Source organism: Hymenobacter glacialis (genome assembly GCF_001816165.1).
Classification (GTDB): domain Bacteria; phylum Bacteroidota; class Bacteroidia; order Cytophagales; family Hymenobacteraceae; genus Hymenobacter; species Hymenobacter glacialis.
Map to the genome: position 1 here is coordinate 1 of NZ_MDZC01000077.1, position 20,737 is coordinate 20,737.

At 59.8% G+C, this 20,737-nt stretch carries 15 protein-coding genes; 5 read left to right on the plus strand and 10 right to left on the minus strand.

The annotated features are described in order from the left end of the window. Nucleotides 1-69 precede the first annotated feature (69 nt). The 3 genes from trpA to BEN48_RS12050 all read left to right on the plus strand — a co-directional run bounded on the left by trpA (nt 70) and on the right by BEN48_RS12050 (nt 2,957). Nucleotides 70-849 (plus strand): tryptophan synthase subunit alpha, encoded by a 780-nt coding sequence (trpA, locus tag BEN48_RS12040; RefSeq protein WP_070735192.1) that lies wholly within the window; start codon nt 70-72, stop codon nt 847-849. 132 nt (nt 850-981) lie between these two features. Continuing rightward, the gene (aroF, locus tag BEN48_RS12045; protein WP_070735193.1) at nt 982-1,986 is read left to right on the plus strand and encodes a 3-deoxy-7-phosphoheptulonate synthase; all 1,005 of its coding nucleotides are present in this window, start codon (nt 982-984) and stop codon (nt 1,984-1,986) included. A 251-nt stretch (nt 1,987-2,237) separates the two neighbouring features. Next, on the plus strand, nt 2,238-2,957 hold the full coding sequence (locus BEN48_RS12050; RefSeq protein WP_070735194.1) for a hypothetical protein: 720 nt from the start codon (nt 2,238-2,240) through the stop codon (nt 2,955-2,957). 61 nt (nt 2,958-3,018) lie between these two features. Here BEN48_RS12050 and BEN48_RS12055 read toward each other — a convergent pair whose 3' ends face one another. The 7 genes from BEN48_RS12055 to BEN48_RS12085 form a co-directional block, all read right to left on the minus strand. Beyond that, on the minus strand, nt 3,019-5,601 hold the full coding sequence (locus BEN48_RS12055; protein WP_070735195.1) for a zinc-dependent metalloprotease: 2,583 nt from the start codon (nt 5,599-5,601) through the stop codon (nt 3,019-3,021). 380 nt (nt 5,602-5,981) lie between these two features. After that, the gene (locus tag BEN48_RS12060) at nt 5,982-6,239 is read right to left on the minus strand and encodes a hypothetical protein (protein WP_125932613.1); all 258 of its coding nucleotides are present in this window, start codon (nt 6,237-6,239) and stop codon (nt 5,982-5,984) included. A gap of 9 nt (nt 6,240-6,248) precedes the next feature. Further along, nucleotides 6,249-6,530 carry a hypothetical protein gene (locus tag BEN48_RS12065; RefSeq protein WP_070735197.1) on the minus strand — a complete coding sequence of 94 codons (282 nt, stop codon included), beginning with the start codon at nt 6,528-6,530 and terminating at the stop codon, nt 6,249-6,251. A gap of 51 nt (nt 6,531-6,581) precedes the next feature. Next, nucleotides 6,582-7,907, minus strand: a complete 1,326-nt coding sequence (locus tag BEN48_RS12070) for an ABC1 kinase family protein (protein ID WP_070735198.1) — start codon at nt 7,905-7,907, stop codon at nt 6,582-6,584. A gap of 95 nt (nt 7,908-8,002) precedes the next feature. After that, nucleotides 8,003-8,632 carry a TetR family transcriptional regulator C-terminal domain-containing protein gene (locus tag BEN48_RS12075; protein WP_070735199.1) on the minus strand — a complete coding sequence of 210 codons (630 nt, stop codon included), beginning with the start codon at nt 8,630-8,632 and terminating at the stop codon, nt 8,003-8,005. Between the two features lie 69 nt (nt 8,633-8,701). Next, nucleotides 8,702-10,030 (minus strand): cryptochrome/photolyase family protein, encoded by a 1,329-nt coding sequence (locus tag BEN48_RS12080; protein WP_070735200.1) that lies wholly within the window; start codon nt 10,028-10,030, stop codon nt 8,702-8,704. A 22-nt stretch (nt 10,031-10,052) separates the two neighbouring features. Beyond that, nucleotides 10,053-10,769, minus strand: coding sequence for an SDR family NAD(P)-dependent oxidoreductase (locus tag BEN48_RS12085; RefSeq protein WP_070735201.1), 717 nt, complete (start codon nt 10,767-10,769; stop codon nt 10,053-10,055). 440 nt (nt 10,770-11,209) lie between these two features. Between BEN48_RS12085 and BEN48_RS12090 the strand changes: the two genes are divergently transcribed. Further along, complete coding sequence (locus BEN48_RS12090; RefSeq protein ID WP_070735202.1) at nt 11,210-14,650, plus strand: pyruvate carboxylase; 3,441 nt, start codon at nt 11,210-11,212, stop codon at nt 14,648-14,650. 93 nt (nt 14,651-14,743) lie between these two features. Here BEN48_RS12090 and BEN48_RS12095 read toward each other — a convergent pair whose 3' ends face one another. Next, a complete protein-coding gene (locus BEN48_RS12095; RefSeq protein ID WP_070735203.1) occupies nt 14,744-15,568 on the minus strand; it encodes a transporter in 825 nt (274 codons plus the stop codon). A 352-nt stretch (nt 15,569-15,920) separates the two neighbouring features. On the opposite strand from BEN48_RS12095, the gene BEN48_RS12100 reads away from it, so the two are divergent. Continuing rightward, a complete protein-coding gene (locus tag BEN48_RS12100; protein ID WP_070735204.1) occupies nt 15,921-17,264 on the plus strand; it encodes a M20/M25/M40 family metallo-hydrolase in 1,344 nt (447 codons plus the stop codon). Nucleotides 17,265-17,427: 163 nt separating this feature from the next. On the opposite strand, the gene BEN48_RS12105 is transcribed toward BEN48_RS12100, so the two are convergent. Together BEN48_RS12105 and BEN48_RS12110 are read right to left on the minus strand one after the other, a co-directional pair. Next, nucleotides 17,428-18,780 (minus strand): leucine-rich repeat-containing protein kinase family protein, encoded by a 1,353-nt coding sequence (locus BEN48_RS12105; RefSeq protein WP_070735205.1) that lies wholly within the window; start codon nt 18,778-18,780, stop codon nt 17,428-17,430. Nucleotides 18,781-18,838: 58 nt separating this feature from the next. Beyond that, nucleotides 18,839-20,668, minus strand: coding sequence for a 3'-5' exonuclease (locus tag BEN48_RS12110; RefSeq protein WP_070735206.1), 1,830 nt, complete (start codon nt 20,666-20,668; stop codon nt 18,839-18,841). Between the last annotated feature and the right edge of the window lie 69 nt (nt 20,669-20,737).

Genomic DNA, 20,737 nt, shown 5'->3' on the forward strand with positions numbered 1-20,737 from the left:
AGGCGCAGAAGCCGCAGAACGTTCTGCGGCTTCTGCGCCTCCTTCAGCGCCCTCTGCGGGAACCAACGCATGAATAATCGCATCCAGAACGCCTTCAAGAGCAAGAAAAACCTGCTCAACATGTACTTCACGGCTGGTTTCCCCAGCCTGCACGATACGATGCCGCTGGCCAAAGCCCTGGTGGGCGCCGGGGCTGATATCCTCGAAATCGGCATGCCGTTTTCGGACCCGCTGGCCGATGGCCCGGTCATTCAGCGTAGCAGTTCGGCCGCGCTGGCCAATGGCATGAACCTGCCGGTGCTCTTCGGCCAGCTGCAGGAGCTGCGCGCCGCCGTGCCCGAAACGCCCGTGCTGCTCATGGGCTACCTCAATCCGGTGCTGCAGTTCGGCATGGAGGATTTCCTGAAAAAGGCGGCTGAGGTAGGGGTGGACGGCCTCATTCTTCCCGACCTGCCCCTTGATGAATATGAAGAGATGTACCATCCCATGTTCCAGAAGTACAGGCTAAAAGCGGTTTTCCTGGTCACACCCCAAACCTCGGAGGCCCGCATTCGCCGCCTCGATGCTTTGTCGGATGCGTTCTTGTACCTGGTTTCGGGACCGGGCACCACGGGCGGCACCACGCTGCCCGACGTGGAAGCCCAGCGCGAATATTTCGAGCGCATTGAGGCCATGAACCTGACTACGCCCCGCCTCATCGGCTTCGGCATCGCCGATAAAACCGGTTTCAATCGGGCCTGCGAACACGCGGATGGCGCCATCATCGGCTCGGCCCTCATCCAGACTTTAGAGGGCACGACTGATGCTCCCGCTGCCGCTGCCCGGTTTGTGCATAGCATCAAAAACTAATATTTGAGACACATTAGAACGTCACGCTGAGCTTGCCGAAGCATCTCTACCGCGCAAGTAATCATATTTGCTGCTGCGGTAGAGATGCTTCGGCAAGCTCAGCATGACGTTCTGTTAACTTCCTAGTTACCCGTGATAATTCAACTTGAAAACGCTGCCGTAATCCCGGCCATAACCGAACACCTCAAGCAGCAGGGCTACAAAACCACCGAAGTCACGACCCAGCACGCGCACTACTTGGTGGCCATTGGGAAGAAGGACGTGGACATTCGCACCATTGGCCAGCTGCCCGGTGTGCGCGACGTGCACCGCGTGAGCGACGACTACAAGCTGGTGAGCCGCAAGTGGCGCGTGAAGCCCACCGTGCTCGACCTCGGCGATGGCGTAAGCATTGGCGAAGGCAGCCTGGCGCTGTGCGCCGGCCCGTGCAGCATCGAGAGCGAGGCCCAGATGGAAAAAGTGATGGCCCACCTCGTGGAAAACGGCGTGCGCCTGATGCGCGGCGGCGTGTTCAAGCCCCGCTCGTCGCCCTACTCGTTCCGCGGCCTGGGCATGGACGGCCTCAAGCTGTTTTACAGCATGGCCCAGGAACGCGGCATCAAAATCATGACCGAGGTGATGCAGGTCTCTCAAGTGGAGGAAATGCACGATTTCGTGGACGTGTTTCAGGTGGGTGCCCGCAACACCCAGAACTTCAATCTGCTTGACGCCCTAGGGGGCGTGGACAAGCCCGTGATGATTAAACGGGGCATTTCGGGCACCATCGAAGAGCTGCTGTCGTCGGCGGAGTACGTGTTTTCGGGCGGCAATGAAAAGCTGATTTTGTGCGAGCGGGGCATCCGTACATTTGAAACGGCTAGTCGCAACACGCTGGATTTAAACGCGGTGCCTATTTTAAAGGAGAAGAGCCACTTGCCCGTAATCGTGGACCCCTCGCACGGCATTGGCATTCGGGAGTACGTGCCGGCCATGGCGCTGGCGGGCGTGCTGGCCGGGGCCGACGGCATTGTTTACGAAACCCACGAAACGCCCGAAACTGCCGCTTCGGACGGGCAGCAGACCTTGAATTTTGACGAGTCGGCCAAGTTAATTCGCAACCTGCGCCGCGTGTATGAGCTTCGCGGTCAGCTGGATTAGTGGGCCGGGCCGGTTCTGCTTATTAATTATTTGGTTGCAGCCGGGACTTGCATTATTGAAATAGGTTCTTATATTCGTCTTACTCATGCGTCACCAACACGTCAATATTATCACCCTAATGACTTGCCCCAAAAAGGGGAAGCGTGGGCTGCTATTGGCGGAAAGGAAGAGCAAGGCATGACGCCACTACTTCACTAAAACCTTCAAAAGCCCGAATCCGCCAGGATATCGGGCTTTTTTTTCGACTACTCATGATGTACCCCAAGCTCCCTTCCGCAACTACTACTGGCCAGGACCAGCTCATCTGGAAAGTTCTGTTTGACCGCCAGACGGCGCTGCTGCACCGGCGGGCCGCCCCGGCTTTCAGCGAGGGCCTGGCCCGCCTGGGCATGAAGCGGGAGGCCATCCCGGACATCGGCGAGCTCAGTGCCACCGTGTTTGAGAACACGGGCTGGGAACTGGTGCCAGTGGGGCGGCCTTTCGCGCCAGCGGCGTTTTTTGAGTTGCTGGCCGAGCGGCGGTTTCCCATCGTGACCCGCATCCGGCCGATGCACGCGTTTGATTTCAGTCCGCATCCCGACCTGTTCCACGACCTGTTCGGGCACGTTCCCATGCTGCTCGACGAGGGCCTGGCCGATTTCCTGCACATGCTGGGGCAGGCATATCGGGCGCAGCCGGCAGGTTCGCCGGCCCGGGAGCAGCTCTGGGCGCTGTACTTCTTCACCGCCGAGTTTGGCTTGGTGCAGCACGAAGGGCAGCCGCGACTGTACGGCGCGGGCCTGCTCTCCTCGGCCGGTGAAATCCACCACTGCGTGAACGAGAACACGCCCCGCCTCGTGTTCGACCTGGCCACGGTGCTGGGCACGCCGGTGAGCGGCACGCGCTACCAAAGCCAGTACTTCGTGCTCCCCGCCTGGGAGCAGCTCACCGACTGTGTGGCCGAGCTGGCCGGCATGCTGGCCGTGGCGTAAGCGCAGAAAAGAGCTGCTCCTAAAATAAGGGGCAGCTCTTTTTTGAAGCATTTGTTTTTCTTTAACCCTTCGGATTAAGGGCTTGCTCTATCCTGTCCGAAATATCCTGCAAATGGTAGCTGCTTAAAGAATCTTTTTGGTTAGGTAGCGAAGATTTTACGAGCGCATTAATGTTGCGTAACTCAGCTTTGGCCACTGAAACAACATCGCCTTGTTTCATGATAGCGGCGGCCGTAGCGTTGCCAGAAGATGGCATACCTGCCGGAGAAACTGGCGCGGGTTTAATCAGTTCTATCAGCTTCTCAACATAAATTTTCTGCAGGTTGCGGCGGTATACATCAACAGGTTGGTTGACTTTAACCTCTTTGAAAATCGAACTATTTATATCCGTAAAAAATGTAGTTATTTTATACGCTTTGTCTTCATCAAAGGCCTCACCGGCAATTAGCTTAGAAAGCGTGTTGTTGCTGATTAAGCGTGAAAGGATAGTTTCCTGACTCCGCGACACCACTGTTAAAGGGTTGCCGCCAATATTATCCAACACCGGCTTGTCTACTAGCCACAAAGGCGTAGTAAATAGATTCTTGTCTAAAAAAGCCAGCGCTTCTTTTTGCGTATCCGCCGGAGTGCGTTCGTAAACCGGGCCGGCCTGGTCAACCGTTTTCGGATTTTCGTAAATGCCCCCGATATTTTTGGCCACGTGGCCCAAATAGCGGTTGTATTGCGCAGTTAACTGCCCGTACATGATTTCCAGATTTTTGTAGTCTTCGTTGGGCTCGTGGGTCCACTCGGGCAGTTTATTTAATATGTATTGTAAGTTTTTGATGCCGTACTCGCTGGCTTTCATGGCGTTATCGCCTAAATCTTCGTTTTGCGAGTGCGGGTCGTTCGGGTTGGATTCAGTGCCAAACCAGTTGCGGCGGTTTTTTAATTTTGCTACCGTTAATTTATTTAAAGTGCCTACCTCGTCGGCGGCGTTTTTGGCATTCGGCAATATTTTATAGCCCCACTCTATCGCCCACAAATCATAATCGCCGATGCGCGGGTAAATGCCTTTCGTGGTGATATTGTCTCCGGGCTGGGCTACGTAGTTGAAGCGGGCGTAATCCATGATAGAAGGCGTATGCCCGTTAGCTTCTACCCACTTTTTATCTCGCAGCTTTTCCACGGGTACCGTGGAGCTGGAGCCGTAGTTATGGCGCAATCCAATGGTGTGGCCCACCTCGTGTGACGAAACAAACCTAATCAAGTCGCCCATCAGTTCGTCGCTGAATTCCATTTTCCGGGCCCGTGGGTCAACCGCCGAAGCCTGAATCATGTACCAGTCGTGCACCAGTTTCATTACGTTATGGTACCAGTTGATGTGGCTTTCCATTATTTCGCCGCTGCGGGGGTCCGAGATACTGGGGCCGCTGGCATTGGAAATTTCTGAAGGTTTATAAACAATCGCCGAGTGCCGGGCATCGTCGAGACTCCAGTTCGGATTTTCTTTTGCAGTGGGGGCCAATTTGCCAATAATGGCATTTTTAAAACCTGCTTTTTCGAAAGCTTTCTGCCAGTCGTTTACACCCGCTATCAGGTAAGGCACCCATTTTTTGGGCGTAGCCGGGTCGATGTAAAACACTATCGGCTCGCGTGGCTCAACCAATTCTCCTCTATTGTAACGGGCCACATCCTGGGGTTTGGGTTCCAGGCGCCAGCGTTTCACCATCTGAATTTCCTTTACGCCCTGCGGGTTGGTATCAAAATCGGTATAGCCCACGGTAAAATAACCTACCCTCGGGTCGAAGTAGCGGGGCTGCATGGGCTTTTTAGGCAAAACCACCAGCGACGTGTTCACTTCAATGGTGGCCGAACCAGTCAAGTTCTTCGCTCCACTCCCCGCCGCCGGCATTCCGGGGCCGCCCGAGGCCGAGGTAGGGGCCGGGGTCAGCGCGTAGGTTTTAACCGTAGTTACTTCGACGTTGGTTGGGAAACTGCGTACGTTTTCGATATAACTCCGGTCGCCAATAAAATCACCCAGCCGGATGCGGGATTTGGCGGCTGCCGAACTAAAAGAAAATATCTCATTTTCACCGTTAATATAATCGGTGATATCAATTACGCTGCCTTTATTATTGGGGGTATAAGCGGCAATATTAAATGCTGCTACAATGGCCTGGATATTAGAGCGCTGCACGGCCTGGTACATGGCCTTGGTGCTATCGGGGCTGTAGGTGCTAAACGATATTTTGCGCAGAAAAACGCGGTTATTCGGCCCTTTCACGAATTGAATGACCGAACTGCCAATCTGGTCGCCGGCGTAACCAGCAGCAGCCCGCACTTCGGCACCGGCTTTCGAAATCCGGTTAACCACCAGTATTTCCCGACCCATAACCGAATCGGCCATCTCGAAAAAATACTTATCGTCGACTTTGTGGACTTTAAAAAAGCCGGCTTTGGTAATTGCCTTGTCGGTAATTACCGTTTTGTAGGGTTTGGGCTCAGATTTTTTGGTGGCATTGCCCTGCAGGCCGGCGGCACCCGCCACTTTTTTTACCGAATCGGTGGCGGTAGGAACCGGGCCAGGCGTCGGGCTGGTCTGGCTGTAAGCTAGGCTGCTAAGGGTGGTAAACAGACCTATTAGTAGTAACTCTTTCTTCATGTGAATCTACTGGGTTGTGTTTATTTGGTGATTTTAGCTAAAAAAACTAACGGCAGGTAAAACCAAAGGTGTACTTTTTGTTCTTTCCCCAAGTGAGTTTATTATCCTGCAAATTAACCTGTTCACAGGTCATTAAAACCCAAATCTTTTTGGGGATGGTACAGTAGGAGGCAATTCGGACCAGGGGTGTATGCTTCCGACAAGGGCAACGCGTAGCAAGTATGGTTGCATGGCGGTGGGCAATTAAGGTAGCCGCACCGGCCAGCCCGATTACCGGTGGACGGCCCGCCGCCATTGGCCCTTGTTGGTTCCGGCTGGCCTCGGCCAAGCCCATGGCTTCGCCCAGAGGAGGCGAACGTATGACTGAGCCAAGCCAGCAGCTAACCGGGCAAAACGTCCCGGGTAACGGCACAAAGTTTTGGTGTTTCGCGTGCCGCCCGGCTGTATAGTGCTGCCGAAGTGGTGGTGCTCAATACGTTCTCAATAGCGACCAACAGCTCGGCGGCAAGTTCCGGGTAGGCGCCCGCCAAACGCGTGGCCGCGGTCAGGGCATACACTCTGATGCCCACGGGCTCGGCGGGCGCCAGCAGCAGCCCCAGGCACAGGTCGAAGGCCCGGGCCTGCCATTCTTCGGGCACCGCCACGAACTACAGTACCCGCACCACGCTCCGCCGCACGGCCGGGTGCTGCTTTACCTGGCCTGGCTGGGCGGCGGCCAGCAGCCCGGGCAGGTGCGGCACCAGCCACGCCGGCCGCTGCTGCCCGGCCAGGCCCAGCACATCGGCCGCCAGCTGCCGTTCCCGCGGAGTACCGTACCAAAACACCCGGAGCAGCTCAGCGAGATATTTGGGGTGCGTGCAGGCGTAGTCGGTCAAGCGCCGGGTCTGCCGCGCCGAGTGTTCCCGCAGTAGTTCCGCCCGTAGGTTCATGGCCGCGAAGGTAGCGGCGGCTGGGCCGCAGGAGTGAGTCCGGTGGGTGTGCTACCGGGCTTCTGCCACCGCAGCAGTTACGTTGGTTGCTACCACCGCTCCCAACTCGGTGAGCAGCGCAAATAGGCCTACGTACGTGCGGTTGAGGTAGATAAAGTGAGCCGAGCCACGGGGTTCGCGCTGCTTTTTGAGGTCCGGGTCGGCCATCAGGTCATCGCCCAGGGCGTAGAGGCTCTGCACGTAAGTGGGGTCGCCGAAGTCGAAGATGGCCTGCCGGAAGGGTCGGCCCACCAGCTCCAGCGACACGCGCAGGGTGCGCAGGTAGAGGGCGCGCAACGCGGCCGGGTCGGTGGGGCGCAGCACGCCGGCTTCGGCCAGGAGGCCCTCCAGAATGCTTTCATCGGCAAAGGTTTCGGGTGCCAGCAGGGCCGTGAACAGGGTGTACACGTCAATAGGTACTTCTTTCACGCAGCCAAAGTCGAGCACGCCCACGGTGCCGCCGTTGTCCGTGCTCAGCAGGAAGTTGCCGGGGTGCGGGTCGGCGTGTACCTGGTGGAGGGCGTTGAGCTGAAACTGGTAGAAGTCCCACAGCGCCTGGCCTAGCTGATTGCGCACCTCATGGCTGGGCTTGGTGGCCAGGAATTCCTTCATGTGCTGGCCCGGCAGCCAGTCCATCGTCAGGATGCGGACCCGGGACAGCTCGGGGTAGTAGGCGGGGAACTGCAGGTGCGGCAGGTGCGCGCAGCTGGCGGCCATTTCCTGGCCCCGCCGCAGCTCCAGGGCATAATCGGTTTCTTCCAGCAGGCGTGCTTCCACTTCTTCCAGGTAGGGCCGCACCTGGCTTTCGCTCAGGCCCATCACGCGCAGGGCAATGGGCTTCACCAGGTTGATGTCGGATTTTATGCTTGCCGCCACGCCCGGGTACTGCACCTTCACGGCCAGCTGGCGCCCGTCTTTCTTCGCGCGGTGCACCTGCCCGATGCTGGCCGCCTGCCGCGCCTCGGGCTCAAACTCCTCGTACAGCGTGTACGGCGACTGCCCAAAGGCATCCCGGAAAGCCTTCACCACCAGCGGCCCGGAGAGGGGCGGGGTTTGGTACTGGGCCTTGGCAAACTGGTCGGCGTAGGCGGTGGGGAGGAGGTTCTTCTCCATGGCCATCATTTGGGCCACTTTTAGCACCGAGCCCTTCATCTCGCTCAGGGCTCCGTACAGTTCGGCCGCGTTGGCGGCGTGCAGGTCGTCGGTAGTGGAATCAGCACCCACGGCCCGCTTGGCGTAGTGCTTTACGTAGTTGGCGCCCACGCTCAGTCCGGTTTTGGCAAAGCGCGCGGCCCGGGCCACCTTGGTAGTAGGCAGGGATGTCTGGGGTTCGTCCATTAAATCAGTGAACAGTTGGCAGTGAGCAATGAACAGTTGTTCAGGATTTCATTGAACTTGATGGTTCATTGCTCACTGCTAACTGTTCACTGAAATTATCGGCGCGCCAGGAAGCGCACAAAATCGAAGGCCGAATCGAGGGTATTGCGGCCCACCAAATCGAAGCTCAGCGTCACGGCTTTTTCCACGGCGGCGTCGGTGCGCTCAAAGTTCACAGTGTCGTCCTTGGCAAAGAAACCGAGCACGAACAGCGCCTGCTGCCAGAAAAAGCGGGGATAGCCGTCCTGCACCAGCGGGCGGTTGGCAATTTCGCCGCTTACGCGGCCGGCAGCCAGCAGGTCGCTCACAAAAATCTCAAAGTCCTGCCGGAAATCGTCGAGCACCCGAGGCGTGAGTCCCGGCATTTTCTTGAGCGAGCGGCGCAGGCTCATCAGAGCGTAGGAGCGGTTTTGCTTTAGTATCTCGAGCAGGGTGTAGTAGAACGCCAAGAGCTTCTCGCGGCTGCTGTAGCCTTCCCACACGGGCTCAGATGCCGCGGCGGTGCGGGCGCGGTGGCCAAAATCAGCCCATAATTCCCGGTCAATGGCCTCAAAATTGGGGTAGTGCGTATAGAATTCCTGCTCGGCAATGCCCAACTGCTGCGTGAGCTTGAATACCGATTGTGGTGGGTGGCCCTCGTTGAGCACGAAGTCGAGATAGGCTTGTTTGATGCGGTCCTTTTCCATGGTAGTATAACCGGCGTGGCCGGGCTGTGGTTCAGGGGTGGTGCTACGTAGGAACGCTGTAAGTCTACCCTACAAGCTGGCGGCGATGCGGGCGGCGCGAATGGCTTCCACGGCGCGGTCGCGCGCAAACTTGTGGTCTACAACGGGGGCAGGGTAGGCGGGGGTGTCCACTTCGGGCACCCAGCGCTTCACGTATGTCATATCGGGGTCTACTTGCGCCAGCTGGCTTTCCGGGCTATACACCCGGAACCAGGGGGCCGAAACGGCGCCGGTGCCCGCCATCCACTGCCAGTTGCCCACGTTGTTGGCCAACTCGTAGTCCAGCAGCTTATCAGCAAAATACTGCTCGCCCCAGCGCCAGTCAATAAAGAGATGCTTTACCAGAAAGCCCGCCACGGTCATGCGCACGCGGTTGGGCAGGTAGCCGGTGGCATTGAGCTCGCGCATGCCGGCATCTACCAGCGGGTAGCCGGTGCGGCCCTCGCACCACGCCCGGAACTCGTCTTCGTTGTTGCGGTACGGCACGTGCCGCATCTTGGGGTCGTAGGCTTCGGTGGCGGTGCCGGGAAAGTGCCAGAGCAGCATCATGAAGAAGTCGCGCCAACTGATTTCGGCCAGCAGCTTGGGGTTGAGTGCCTTGGCCTGCCGCATCACCTGCCGCACGCTAAGGGTGCCAAAGCGCAGTTGCACCGAAATGCGGGCGGTGCCATTTTGCAGGGCGGGCGTGTTGCGGGTGTGGTGGTAGTTGCGCACCACGTCCTCTTCCGGCAGGTCGGCGGTGGGCACGTACTGCACTTTGCGCTCGAAACCCATGCTTTCGAGCGTGGGTCGCTGGCCGGCTTCATGTGCATTCGGGGCGGCCAGGTTCGCCTTCACAAAGGCCTCTGCCGAGCCGTAGGGCAGCAGCATTTCGTCAGTCAACCGAGCCAGATAGGTCTTGTGGTACGCCCCAAAAACCTTGGGTACCGTGCCCGACTTGGTCATTATCTCGTCTTTAGCGAAAATGACCTGGTCTTTATAGAGCAGGAAATCCACGCCGTGCTGGGCCAGCAGCCGGCTCACTTCCGCATCGCGCCGGGTGGCGTAGGGCTCGTAGTCCTCGTTGGTGTGCACGGCGGCCACCTCAAATTCTTTCAGCAGTGCTTCCAGTACGTTCACTGGCTTGCCGTAGCGCGCCAGGAAAGCGCCGCCGGCCGCCGCTGTAGCCGCCGCCAGCCGCTCCACTTCATCGAAAATGTACGTCAGCCGGGCATCGGCCTTATCCGGTAGGTAATCCAGAATATCCGAGTCGTAGATGAAGAGCGGTACCACGGGCAAGCCGCTTTCCAGCGCCGCCGCCAGGCCGGCATTGTCGTGAAAGCGTAGGTCGCGGCGGTGCCAGAAGATGCAGATTTTCATCCCCGATTGTACTGAATGCGGCTTATTTAAGTTTTCCCATGCCGCCGTCCACGGCCAGCACCTGGCCGGTCACAAACGAGCTGTGGTCGGAGAGCAGGAACGACGCGGTGTAGGCCAGGTCCTGGGGCTGGCCGATGCGCTGTAGGGGATGGCGCTTGCCGCCGGCCTCCACCTTCTCGGGCGAGTTGAGCAGCGCCGCAGCCAGCGGCGTGTTGGTGAGCGAGGGCGCGATGCAATTCACGCGCACGCCGCTGGCGGCGTATTCGGCGGCCAGGGAGCGGGTTAGGCCTTCCACGGCGGCTTTGGCCGTGGCAATGCTGGTGTGGAAGCTCATGCCCGTATCGGCCGCTACGGTGCTGAACAGCACCACCGACGCCGTGCCTTCGGCCTTTTTGAGGCGCTTGATGGTGGCTTGCAGCACCCGTACCGCGCCGAGCACGTTCAGGTCGAAATCAGCCTGAAAATCTTCGCTGGGAATGCGCTCAAACGGCCGCAGCTTGATGCTGCCGGGGAAGTAGGCCACGCCGTGCAGTACTTCGGGCAGGCCATCGAAAGCGGTGCCCACGGGCTGCGTGGCGTCGTAGGCGATGTGCGTGGTGCCCAGGGCCTCCAGCTCCGGCGAGAGGTGCCGCGAGGCGGTAAACAGGTTTACCTCAAGCTTGCTGAGCAACTGGGCCGTGGCAAGGCCGATGCCCGAGGAAGCCCCAATAAGTAGAATGTTTTTGTCGGTGAAATCCATGCGGGAGATGCTTAGCGGGAAGAATGCTTTGCTAACCCCAACTCCGTTCGCTTGTTTTAAAAGAAAACGGCCCCGGTGGTTGAGGACCAACGCGAAGCACTTTTCGGTGGGGCTTACTACCCGTTCCCTAAAATGATTGGCCTGATAACCGCTGTGGTTTTCTGCGCTGTTTCCTATGCCCAGGCCATTCCTTCAGCTGCTGGTAAAGGGCAGATGCCAGCGGCCCCAAAGCCGGGCTGCACCAGCGCAGCCTTACTGATAAACAGTGCAATGGGTACGAAGCAATAGCGCTTCATGCTGGTAGCAACAGGCTAGGGAGGCGATGGCCCCTGTACAGGGACCAGCAATCCTTACACCAGCGCTGCAAACGATTGTGGAAGGCGATTTGCGCAGCCTTTAAAGTAGTTTCGCCGTATGCGTGTCCATCCCACCTGCACCTTATGAACATAACTAAACTACTGGTCGCCAACCGCGGCGAAATTGCCATTCGCGTGATGCGCGCTGCCACCGAGCTCAACATTCCCACGGTGGCCGTGTACACCTACGAGGACCGGTACTCGCTGCACCGCTATAAGGCCGATGAGGCCTATCAGATTGGCCGCGACGACGACCCGCTCAAGCCCTACCTCGACATTGAGGCCATTTTGCGCGCGGCAAAGGAGAACGGGGCCAACGCCATTCACCCCGGATACGGCTTCCTGTCGGAAAACGCCACGCTCTCGCGTCGCTGCGCCGAAGAAGGCATCATCTTCGTGGGCCCCCGCCCCGAGGTGATGGAGGCCCTCGGCGACAAAGTGCGCGCCAAGGCGGTAGCCCAGCAATGCCAGGTGCCCCAGATTGAAAGCAGCGAAGCCGAACTGGTGGATTTTGAAACTGCCCGCACCGAAGCCCAGCGCATTGGCTACCCCGTGATGCTGAAGGCGGCCAGCGGCGGCGGCGGCCGCGGCATGCGCGTGATTCGGGACGACGAGCAGCTGGAGAAAGGCTTTTTCGAAGCACGCAACGAGGCCCTGAACGCCTTTGGCGACGATACGGTGTTTCTGGAGAAATTTGTGGAGCGCCCCAAGCACATTGAGGTGCAGCTGGTGGGCGACCAGCACGGCAACCTTGTGCACCTGTATGAGCGCGACTGCTCGGTGCAGCGCCGCTTCCAGAAAGTGGTGGAAGTGGCCCCGGCCATGAACCTGCCCGACCACCAGCGCCACCTCTTATATGAGTACGCCCTGCGCATTGGCCGGGCTGTGGGCTACGACAACGTGGGCACCGTGGAATTCCTGGTAAACCCCGAGCATGACCGCATCTATTTTATCGAAGTGAACCCCCGTATTCAGGTGGAGCACACCGTGACGGAGATGATTACGGGCATCGACCTGATTAAAACCCAGATTTTCATTGCTGCCGGCTTCAAGCTCAGCGACCCTGAAATTGGGCTGGGACCCGATGTGAAACCCATGCGCACGGGCTTTGCGGTGCAGTGCCGCGTGACCACCGAAAACCCCGAAAACGACTTTAAGCCCGACTACGGTACCATTGTGGCCTACCGCGCGGCAGGCGGTTTCGGCATCCGGCTCGACGAGGGCTCGGTGTACCAGGGCGTGGTGGTGTCGCCGTTCTTCGACTCGATGCTGGTGAAGATTTCGGCCCATGCCCCCACGCTGCACAGCGCTGCCCAAAAAATGCTGCGGGCCCTCGACGAGTTCCGGGTGCGCGGCGTGCAAACCAACATTCAGTTCCTCAAGAACATCATCGGCCACGAGGATTTTCAGCAGGGCCTGGCCACTGTGGACTTCATAAAGGACCACGCCGACCTGTTCAAGTTCGACGCCCGGCAGGACCGGGCCACGCGCCTGCTCAGCTTCGTGGGCGACGTGGTAGTGAACGGCAACCCCGACGTGAAGAACCTGCTCGACCCGCGCCATAACCCGCGCCGGCCGCACCTGCCGCACGCCGACCACGCCGCCCCCGCTCCCGGCACCAAGCAGAAGCTGCACGAGCTGGGCCCCGAAGGCTTCTCTAAGTGGTTGCGCGACGAGCCGCTCATTCATTACACCGACACTACCTTGCGCGACGCCCACCAGAGCCTGCTGGCCACCCGCATGCGCACCTGGGATATGATGAAAGTGGCGGGCGCCTATGCCCAGCAGCACCCCCAAACCTTCAGCTTGGAGGTATGGGGCGGCGCCACCTTCGACGTGGCCTTGCGCTTCCTGCACGAAGACCCCTGGGAGCGGCTGGCCCGCCTGCGCGCCGCCGTGCCCAACATCCTGCTGCAAATGCTCATTCGCGGCGCCAACGGCGTGGGCTACAAGGCCTATCCCGACAACCTCACCGAGCGGTTTGTGCAGCAGGCCGCCGAAACCGGCGTCGACGTATTCCGCATTTTCGACTCGCTGAACTGGCTCAAGGGCATGGAGGCCTGCATCGGCTTCGTGCGCAACAAGACCGACCGGCTGGCCGAGGCCTGCATTTGCTACACCGGCGACATCCTGGACCCCAGCCGCACCAAATACACCCTCGACTACTACCTGAAGCTGGCCAAGCAGCTGGAAGATGCCGGTGCGCACATCCTCTGCATCAAGGACATGGCCGGCCTGCTGAAGCCCTACGCCGCCACCGAGCTCATTGCCGGCCTGCGCGACACCGTGAAGCTGCCCATTCACCTGCACACCCACGACACGTCGTCGCTGCAGGTGGCCACCTATATGAAAGCCGTGGAAGCCGGCGTGAATGTCATCGACGTGGCATTGGGTTCGCTCTCGGGCCTCACTTCCCAGCCCAACTTCAACTCGGTGGTGGAAATGCTGCGCCACACGCCGCGCCACCGCGAGTTCAACCAGCAGTCGCTCAACGAATTCAGCAACTACTGGGAAGCGGTGCGGGAAATGTACTACCCCTTCGAGTCGGGCCTGAAAGCGGGCACTTCGGAGGTATTTCAACACGAAATACCGGGTGGGCAGTACTCCAACCTGCGCCCGCAGGCCTCGTCGCTGGGCCTGCTTGATAAATTTGAGGAAGTGAAGCAGCGCTTCGCCGACGTGAACGACATGTTTGGCGACATCGTGAAGGTGACGCCCAGCAGCAAAGTGGTGGGCGACATGGCCCTGTTCATGGTGTCGAACGGCCTGACGCCCGCCGATGTGATGGAGAAAGGCGAAACCCTGAGCTTTCCCGAGTCCGTGCGCGACCTGTTTCGCGGCGACATCGGCCAGCCCGAAGGCGGCTGGCCGGCCGAGCTGCAGAAGCTCATTCTCAAGAACGAGGCCCCGTTCACGGACCGCCCCAATGAGCACCTCAAGCCCATCAATTTCAACAAGGAGTGGAAGGCGTTCCAGGAAAAATTTCCCGGCGCGAAATTTACGGACATGCTCTCCTCGCTGCTGTACCCGAAGGTATTTGAGGAGTACTGGGCGCACCGCCTGCAGTTTGGCGACGTGAGCAAGGTGCCTACTTCGGTGTTTTTCTACGGCCTGCAGCCGGGCGAAGAAACCATCATCGAAATTGCCCGCGGCAAGTCGGTTATCGTGCGGCTGGAGTCGGTGGGCACGCTGAACGAAGACGGCTACCGTACCATCTTTTTCACCCTTAATGGCCAGACCCGCAACCTGCAGGTGCGCGACCACGCCGTGGCCGTCACCAAAGTGAGCAACGCCAAGGCCGACAAGGCCAACCCGCTGCAAGTGGGCGCCCCGCTCCAGGGCATGCTCAGCAAAGTGCTGGTGAAACCCGGCCAGGCCGTTGCCAAGAACACGCCGCTGTTCGTCATCGAAGCCATGAAAATGGAAACCACCATCACTGCCCCGCACGACGTAACGGTGGCCTCCATTGCCCTGGGCGAAGGCAGCCGCGTGCAGGCCGACGACCTGGTGATTACGCTGGAATAAAAAGTTGAGAGGAGGGGTAATGAAGCCTTCGGCTCCTGTGTCAGGAGCCGAAGGCTTCATTACCCCTCCTCTCAACTTTTTCAAGAGAAAACGCTATTTGCCCATCTTTACTACCAGGCCAGCGCCTACTGTGGACGTGCCGCTAGCGGTGCCGCCCAGCACGCGCCCCGCGTTCACGTCGAGCCGTACCTGCGGCAGAGGGCGCCAGTACAAGCCCGCCGTAGTGCCCGTGGTGAGGGCCCCGCGCCCCGCGCCGTAGCCTTCCACAAAAAAACCGGTTTTGCTGGTGAGTGGGCCGTTCAGGGCCAGCGTTCCCAGAAACTGCCCTTTCTCGATGTCAGCGACTTTAAGGCCAGGCTGGGTAAAACCGAAGTTTGCTTCCAGGCCGAAGCGCTGGCCCAACTGCTCGCTGATGAGTAGGCGGGCGCTGGGAGCCAGGCTGTTGGTGGCCAATGTCTTGTCGCCGGTATTGGGCATGGCCGACTCTACCAGAATGGCCACCTGCGTGCGGGTGTCAAAATTGGGCGAAACCATAAACTTGGCCCCCAGTACCAATGGAGCCCATCCCGCGGCCGACTCAGTTTGGCCAGATTCGGGGTTGGTGCGGGTAAAGCGATTGAAGTAGGGCTGATTCACGCGCAGTTCCATGCTATTGAAAAACCCCACGCGCAGGATTGCGCCGGTACTCAGCATACTTTGCCCGGCATTGGGGGCGGTGTGCTGCGCGCCCGCTTCGAGTTGGAAGCGACCCGCCCGCAGTACTTGGGCGGTTATGGTTTGTCCGGGCCGGTCGGCGCGAATGTTTCGCACAAAAGGAGCGTCAACGTTGGGGTTGTTTTCTTCCGGCGTGTTCTGGGCCAGGGTGAGGCCAGGGCTGCCCAGAAGGGCGGCGGCGGCCAGCAGAGTGGTCTTTCGCATGCCCCAAAGACCCGGCGCCCTACGGCATGGTTCAATTTTGGTTGGGTTATAGCGAATAATCTTGGATTTATTTTATAATGAAGCCGCATAGTGCAGCATTATGCCAGCAGGACGCGCAGTAAGTTCAAACCAGTGTGCCGAAGAAAACCACCCAAAACCTTTTGCCCACCGGCTCGCGACCGACACCCGACCGACGAAACCAAGGCTACGAATGCCATGTCCCGCCGTGGCTATTAGATGCAGAAGGGATGCATCGGCCCATTCTTATTCATTCGTATCGGCCTTATGTTTGCGCCGGGTAGCGCGGCGATTTAGCCTCGGGTCCTGCTCCTAAAGCTTCCTTATTGATTCTATGAAACGCAACCTGCTCACCCTGGTACTGGTGCTGGCCACCTTATCTGGAGCTGCCCAAAAGCGCAAAAAAAGCAAGGCACCAATCAGCCCGCTGGTATCAGCCGTGACTGTGGCGCGGGTGGTTACTGCCCTGGCCGCCGACGACATGCAGGGCAGGGGCACGGGGCAGCCCGGTGGCCTCAAAGCCGCACAGTTTCTGGCTGCCGAATTCCAGCGCATTGGCTTGCAGCCCCTGCCCGGTGCCACTGGTTTCGAACAGGTTTTTCCGGTGTATGAGACGGCTGTGGGGGCTATGAGCGCGAGCCTCAACGGTACGGCCGTGCCGGCCGCGCAGCTGCTGGCTTTCACTACCCAGTCCCAACTGGAATGGACCAATCAAACACCGGCCCTGGAAATCCTCACCATCGGGCCCGACCAGAAGCCCATGGAGTTTGCCCGGCGCATCACGCGTCCCAGCCAAAACCTGCTGGTGCTGCTTGACCCCGCGCACGCCGAGGCGTTCAAAAACCTGCGCAATTTCATGCTGCAGCCGCGTATGCGCACGTCGCTGGCGGGCAACGGGTTCTCAAGCGTGGTGCTAATGACCCCTGCGGCAAGCAAGGACTTTAAGTTTCAAGTGCGGGCCACCACCAACCAGCGCACCGTGGAGCTGCGCAATGTGGTAGGCATGCTGCCCGGCCGTGACACCGCCCGCAGCCGCGAAAAAGTGGTGTTCTCGGGTCATTACGACCATTTGGGCATTGTGAAGCCACTCGAGGGCGACTCCATTGCCAACGGGGCCGACGACGACGCCAGCGGTACCACCGCCGTGGTAGCCCTGGCCGAGTATTTCAAACAGAAAAACGACAACGCCCGTCCGCTCATCTTCACGGCATTTGCAGCCGAGGAAGTTGGCGGCTTTGGCGCTCAGCATTTTTCGAAACAGCTCGACCCCAACCAAGTTGTGGCCATGTTCAACATTGAAATGATAGGCAAAATTGCCAAGTTTGGCCCCAACACGGCCTTCATCACCGGCTTCGACAAGTCCGATTTCGGCAAGCTTCTCCAGGCCAATTTGCAAGGCAGCAGGTTCCGCTTCGAGCCCGACCCGTACCCCGCCCAAAACCTGTTTTACCGCTCCGACAACGCCACCCTGGCCAAGCTTGGCGTGCCGGCCCACACCATCAGCAGCGACCAGATTCCGGACGATAAGCTGTACCACACCGTCAACGACGAGGTCGAAAGCCTGAATCTGCCCAACATGACGGCCATCATCCAAGCCATTGCGCAAAGCGCCAGCGGCATCGTGGCTGGCCAGCAAACTCCCACCCGCATTGCCTTGGAAGCCGCAAACGGCAAATAGTAGCGCGAAGCGGTGCTTCGAATCGGCAAAAAATAAACGGTCATGCTGAGCGCAGCCGAAGCATCTCTACCGCGCAAGTAATTTGGTTACTATTGTGTTAGAGATGCTTCGGCTGCACTCAGCATGACGGCCTTTTTTGAATACCCTGCTTTAAAGGAGTGAGCTACCCCGCAACCTCCCCGCTAACCACCCGTTGCAAACTACTCAAGGCCGCATAAATCTCCGGAAACAACGGCCGCGCCGCAACTTCCGGCTGAGCGCATTGCCGCTGCAACTTCCACAGCGCCACCGCGGTGGTAGCGGCCGCAGGCGGAGCCACGCAGCGCTTCAATAGCTCTTCCAGCAGGCAGCCAAAAGCCCGGGCTTCCAGCTGCTGCAGAGCCTGGCCCGGCTGGGTCTGGTGAGCGTCAAAAAAGCACGCCGCCCCAAAGTCTCCCAGCAGCGCCTCGCCAGTTGCCGTTACCAGGATATTGTGCGCGTACAAATCGCCGTGCAGGATGCCCTGCGCGTGAAGGTGCGCCGCCGCGCCCGCAATGCCGGTAGCAGTGCGCAGCACCGTTTCCAGCCCAAACGAAGCGGTGGCGGCATACACATCGCGCGTGCATGTTTCGAAGCTGGGCGGGCCAGCCAGGTTGCCAAAGGCCGGGCTGATGAGCTCCAGCACCAAACCCTCAGCCCTGGCCGCCGGCTCGCTCACTTTGCCAATGAGGCCAATGAGGTTGGGGTGCGCGCCGGCGCTGATGCAGGCCGCCATCTCGCTCTGCGGCAGCCCGTCGCTGGTCAGCGCCCCTTTAAACAGCTTCACGGCCACGGATTCCGCCGCGGCGCCCTCCCGGCGCAGCCGGGCCTGGTGGATAACGCCCGACGCGCCCTCGCCCAGCTGCTGCTCCAGCTGCAGCTGGCCCCAGGCTATGGTGCCAATGGGGTGCCGCTCCAGCGCTGCCGCTTGCGCCGGCTCCGCAAATGGGTTGCCGGCGTAAGCCAGCCAGCTGAGCCGCGGCATGCGCAGCAGCCACTCGGGCAGCGCCTCAAACTGGTTGGCGGCAATGCGCAGCAGCTCCAGCCGCGTGCAAGCCGCCAGGCTGTCGGGTAGCTCCCGCAACTGATTGCCGGCCAGCATGAGCTTTTGCAGCTCCGAGCACGCGCCAATCTCGCGGGGGAGGGCTTGCAGCTGGTTGTCGGTGAGAATGAGCCAGCGCAGCGCCGGCGGGAGGGCCGCCGCGGGCAGCGTGCGAATGCGGTTGGCCTTGAAGCCCACCATACGCAGCTGCGGGCACTGGCCCAGTACGGCGGGCACTTCGGTAAATTGGTTATTGGAGCAAAAAAGTACGCGCAGCTTTCGCAGCCGGCCCAGGTCGTCGGGCAAGGTGCTCAGGGCGTTGCCCGTCAGGTTGAGCACCTCCAGCGTATCGGCCAGGTCCAGTATTTCCCTTGGGAATTCAGTCAGTCCTTCGGCCAAATCCAGGCGCTGGGTGCCCGCCAGCTTGCCGGAGCGCAGTTGTTCTAGGGTATGCATGGGCACAAAGGTCGGGAACGCAGGCCGAGGACGTCGCCCTCAGTCCACCCAGGCGGCCTCATACCTCCACCACCTCCCCCGTACCGAAGTAGTAAATTATACCTCGTACCTCGGCGTAACCCAGCGCCTCAAACAACGTGGCGTAGTTGCGTAGCAGTCGCTTGTGCTTTTCATGCGGCGGCGGCAGCCGGAAGTCCAGCATCGTTACCCGCCCGCCCATGCGGTTGTGCGCCTCCAGCGAAGGGGCCAGCACCACGCGGTCGGGTTTGTAATCGCGCAGCTTCACGCCACCCACCAATATTTCCCGCTCCGTTTCCACACTCAGGTGGGGCGCGAAGTAAGGCGCCAGGCGCGGGTCGCTCACCAGCCGTTCCAGGCTGGCCACCAGCTCCGGGCGCTCCTTGGCGCTGAGGATGCCTTCGGCTACGAGCTGGCTGGCTACCCGGCCCACGTCGGCAGCCGTCAGCAGCCGGCGCAGGGCGTAGTGCAGCTTGCGGTCCCACTCGCCCTGGGCCTGCTGCTCGTCAAAATCGAAGAGGGTAGTGGCGTGCCGGCGCAGTTTCAGTCGGTCTTCCCACGGGGCCGATTCCAGGTTAGCTAGGGTATAATTATTAAGTATCAATTCTGAATTATTAATTATTTTCCTGGACGGGGTGCCTTTTGAGAGGATGAAAGACGCTTGTTCCTCCTGCCACTCGCCGCGGTCCAGCAGGTAGCCGTGCAACAGGTCGGCTACGTTGCGGGCCAGGCCCAGGGGCGCACCGGCCACCGCGTCGTCGCTGCTCTTGGTGGTTTTTTTTGTTTCAGGCCGCTTGCTGATGACGTACAGCCGGTGGCGCGGCCGGGTGAAGGCCACGTACAGCGTGTTGAGTCCTTCCAGGAAGGTTTTTTCCCGCTCTTCGTCGTACTGCGCCGCCAGGGCCGTTTGCTGAATGCCTTTATTGAGGCTTACCACGGCCACATCCGGCATGGCTGCCAGGGGCTTGTCCTGCGCTTCGAGGTGGCCCCAGAGCAGGGTGCCGCGGTGCGGCTTTAGGCTCCAGTCGGCAAACGGCACGATGACCACGCCATACGCCAGTCCCTTGGCCTTGTGTACCGTGGTGATGGTAATGGCCTCGCGCCCACCCGGCGCGTTGATGCTGATGCGCCCCTTGCGCTCCTCCCAGTGCGCGAGAAAATTTCCAAGGTTGTTGCCAGATTTCAGACTGTATTCCAGCGTCAAATCCAGGAACCGAAACAGGTAGTCGCTTTCCCCGTTGCGTCCCAGTAGCCCAAACAGGTTCAGCAGCCGCTCGGCCAGCTCGTAGAGGCCCAGGTTGCCCGTTTCGTCCTCTCGCACGTCGTACCCCAAGTCCCGGAGCTCGTCAAAAAACGGCTTGCCGTGGTGCTCGTTGGCTATTGCGGCAATGTGCCGGGCGCGGGCCGGGGTAGGGGCCAGGCCGCGCACCACCCTGTCCACCAGCAGCAGGGCTTCGGCGCGGGCCAGCGTATCGGCCGGCTGATGAAGCACCCGCAGGATGCTCACCAGCAGGTTCACGACTTCCGCAAACTCCAGCGTCAACGAATCGGCCGAGATAATGGCATACCCCCGCTCCTTGAGGAATTTAGCAATGATTTTGCTGGCGTAGCGCGTGCGGCACAGCACCGCCACGTCGGCCAGCTTGTAGCCGTCGCGCAGGGCCTGCTCCACCAGCTGCAGCGTCAGGTAGCATGTGCTTTCGTCGTAGCTCAGCACCGCATCGGCGGCGTGGCCGGGGAGGAGTTCGGTGGTATAAGCGCCTTCTTCGGCGTTGTAGCGCAGGGCCGGGATGTCTTTTTGGGTAAAGAGGAGTTCAACGTGGCCAGATACCGCCCCCGGCGTAACCTCACCCCCTGACCCCCTCTCCAAAAGAGAGGGGGCACCGGAAATGCTCCCAGTTGAATCGTTCTCAAGAGCCGGCTGCCCCTCTCTTTTGGA

Bases quoted from the DNA above. Each gene is read 5' to 3' on its own strand.
- BEN48_RS12055 (WP_070735195.1), bottom strand. From the start codon at position 5,601: ATGAAGAAAGAGTTACTACTAATAGGTCTGTTTACCACCCTTAGCAGC.
- BEN48_RS12100 (WP_070735204.1), top strand. From the start codon at position 15,921: ATGAAACGCAACCTGCTCACCCTGGTACTGGTGCTGGCCACCTTATCT.
- BEN48_RS12050 (WP_070735194.1), top strand. From the start codon at position 2,238: ATGATGTACCCCAAGCTCCCTTCCGCAACTACTACTGGCCAGGACCAG.
- BEN48_RS12085 (WP_070735201.1), bottom strand. From the start codon at position 10,769: ATGGATTTCACCGACAAAAACATTCTACTTATTGGGGCTTCCTCGGGC.
- BEN48_RS12070 (WP_070735198.1), bottom strand. From the start codon at position 7,907: ATGGACGAACCCCAGACATCCCTGCCTACTACCAAGGTGGCCCGGGCC.
- BEN48_RS12095 (WP_070735203.1), bottom strand. From the start codon at position 15,568: ATGCGAAAGACCACTCTGCTGGCCGCCGCCGCCCTTCTGGGCAGCCCT.
- BEN48_RS12105 (WP_070735205.1), bottom strand. From the start codon at position 18,780: ATGCATACCCTAGAACAACTGCGCTCCGGCAAGCTGGCGGGCACCCAG.
- trpA (WP_070735192.1), top strand. From the start codon at position 70: ATGAATAATCGCATCCAGAACGCCTTCAAGAGCAAGAAAAACCTGCTC.
- BEN48_RS12065 (WP_070735197.1), bottom strand. From the start codon at position 6,530: ATGAACCTACGGGCGGAACTACTGCGGGAACACTCGGCGCGGCAGACC.
- BEN48_RS12080 (WP_070735200.1), bottom strand. From the start codon at position 10,030: ATGAAAATCTGCATCTTCTGGCACCGCCGCGACCTACGCTTTCACGAC.
- BEN48_RS12090 (WP_070735202.1), top strand. From the start codon at position 11,210: ATGAACATAACTAAACTACTGGTCGCCAACCGCGGCGAAATTGCCATT.
- BEN48_RS12075 (WP_070735199.1), bottom strand. From the start codon at position 8,632: ATGGAAAAGGACCGCATCAAACAAGCCTATCTCGACTTCGTGCTCAAC.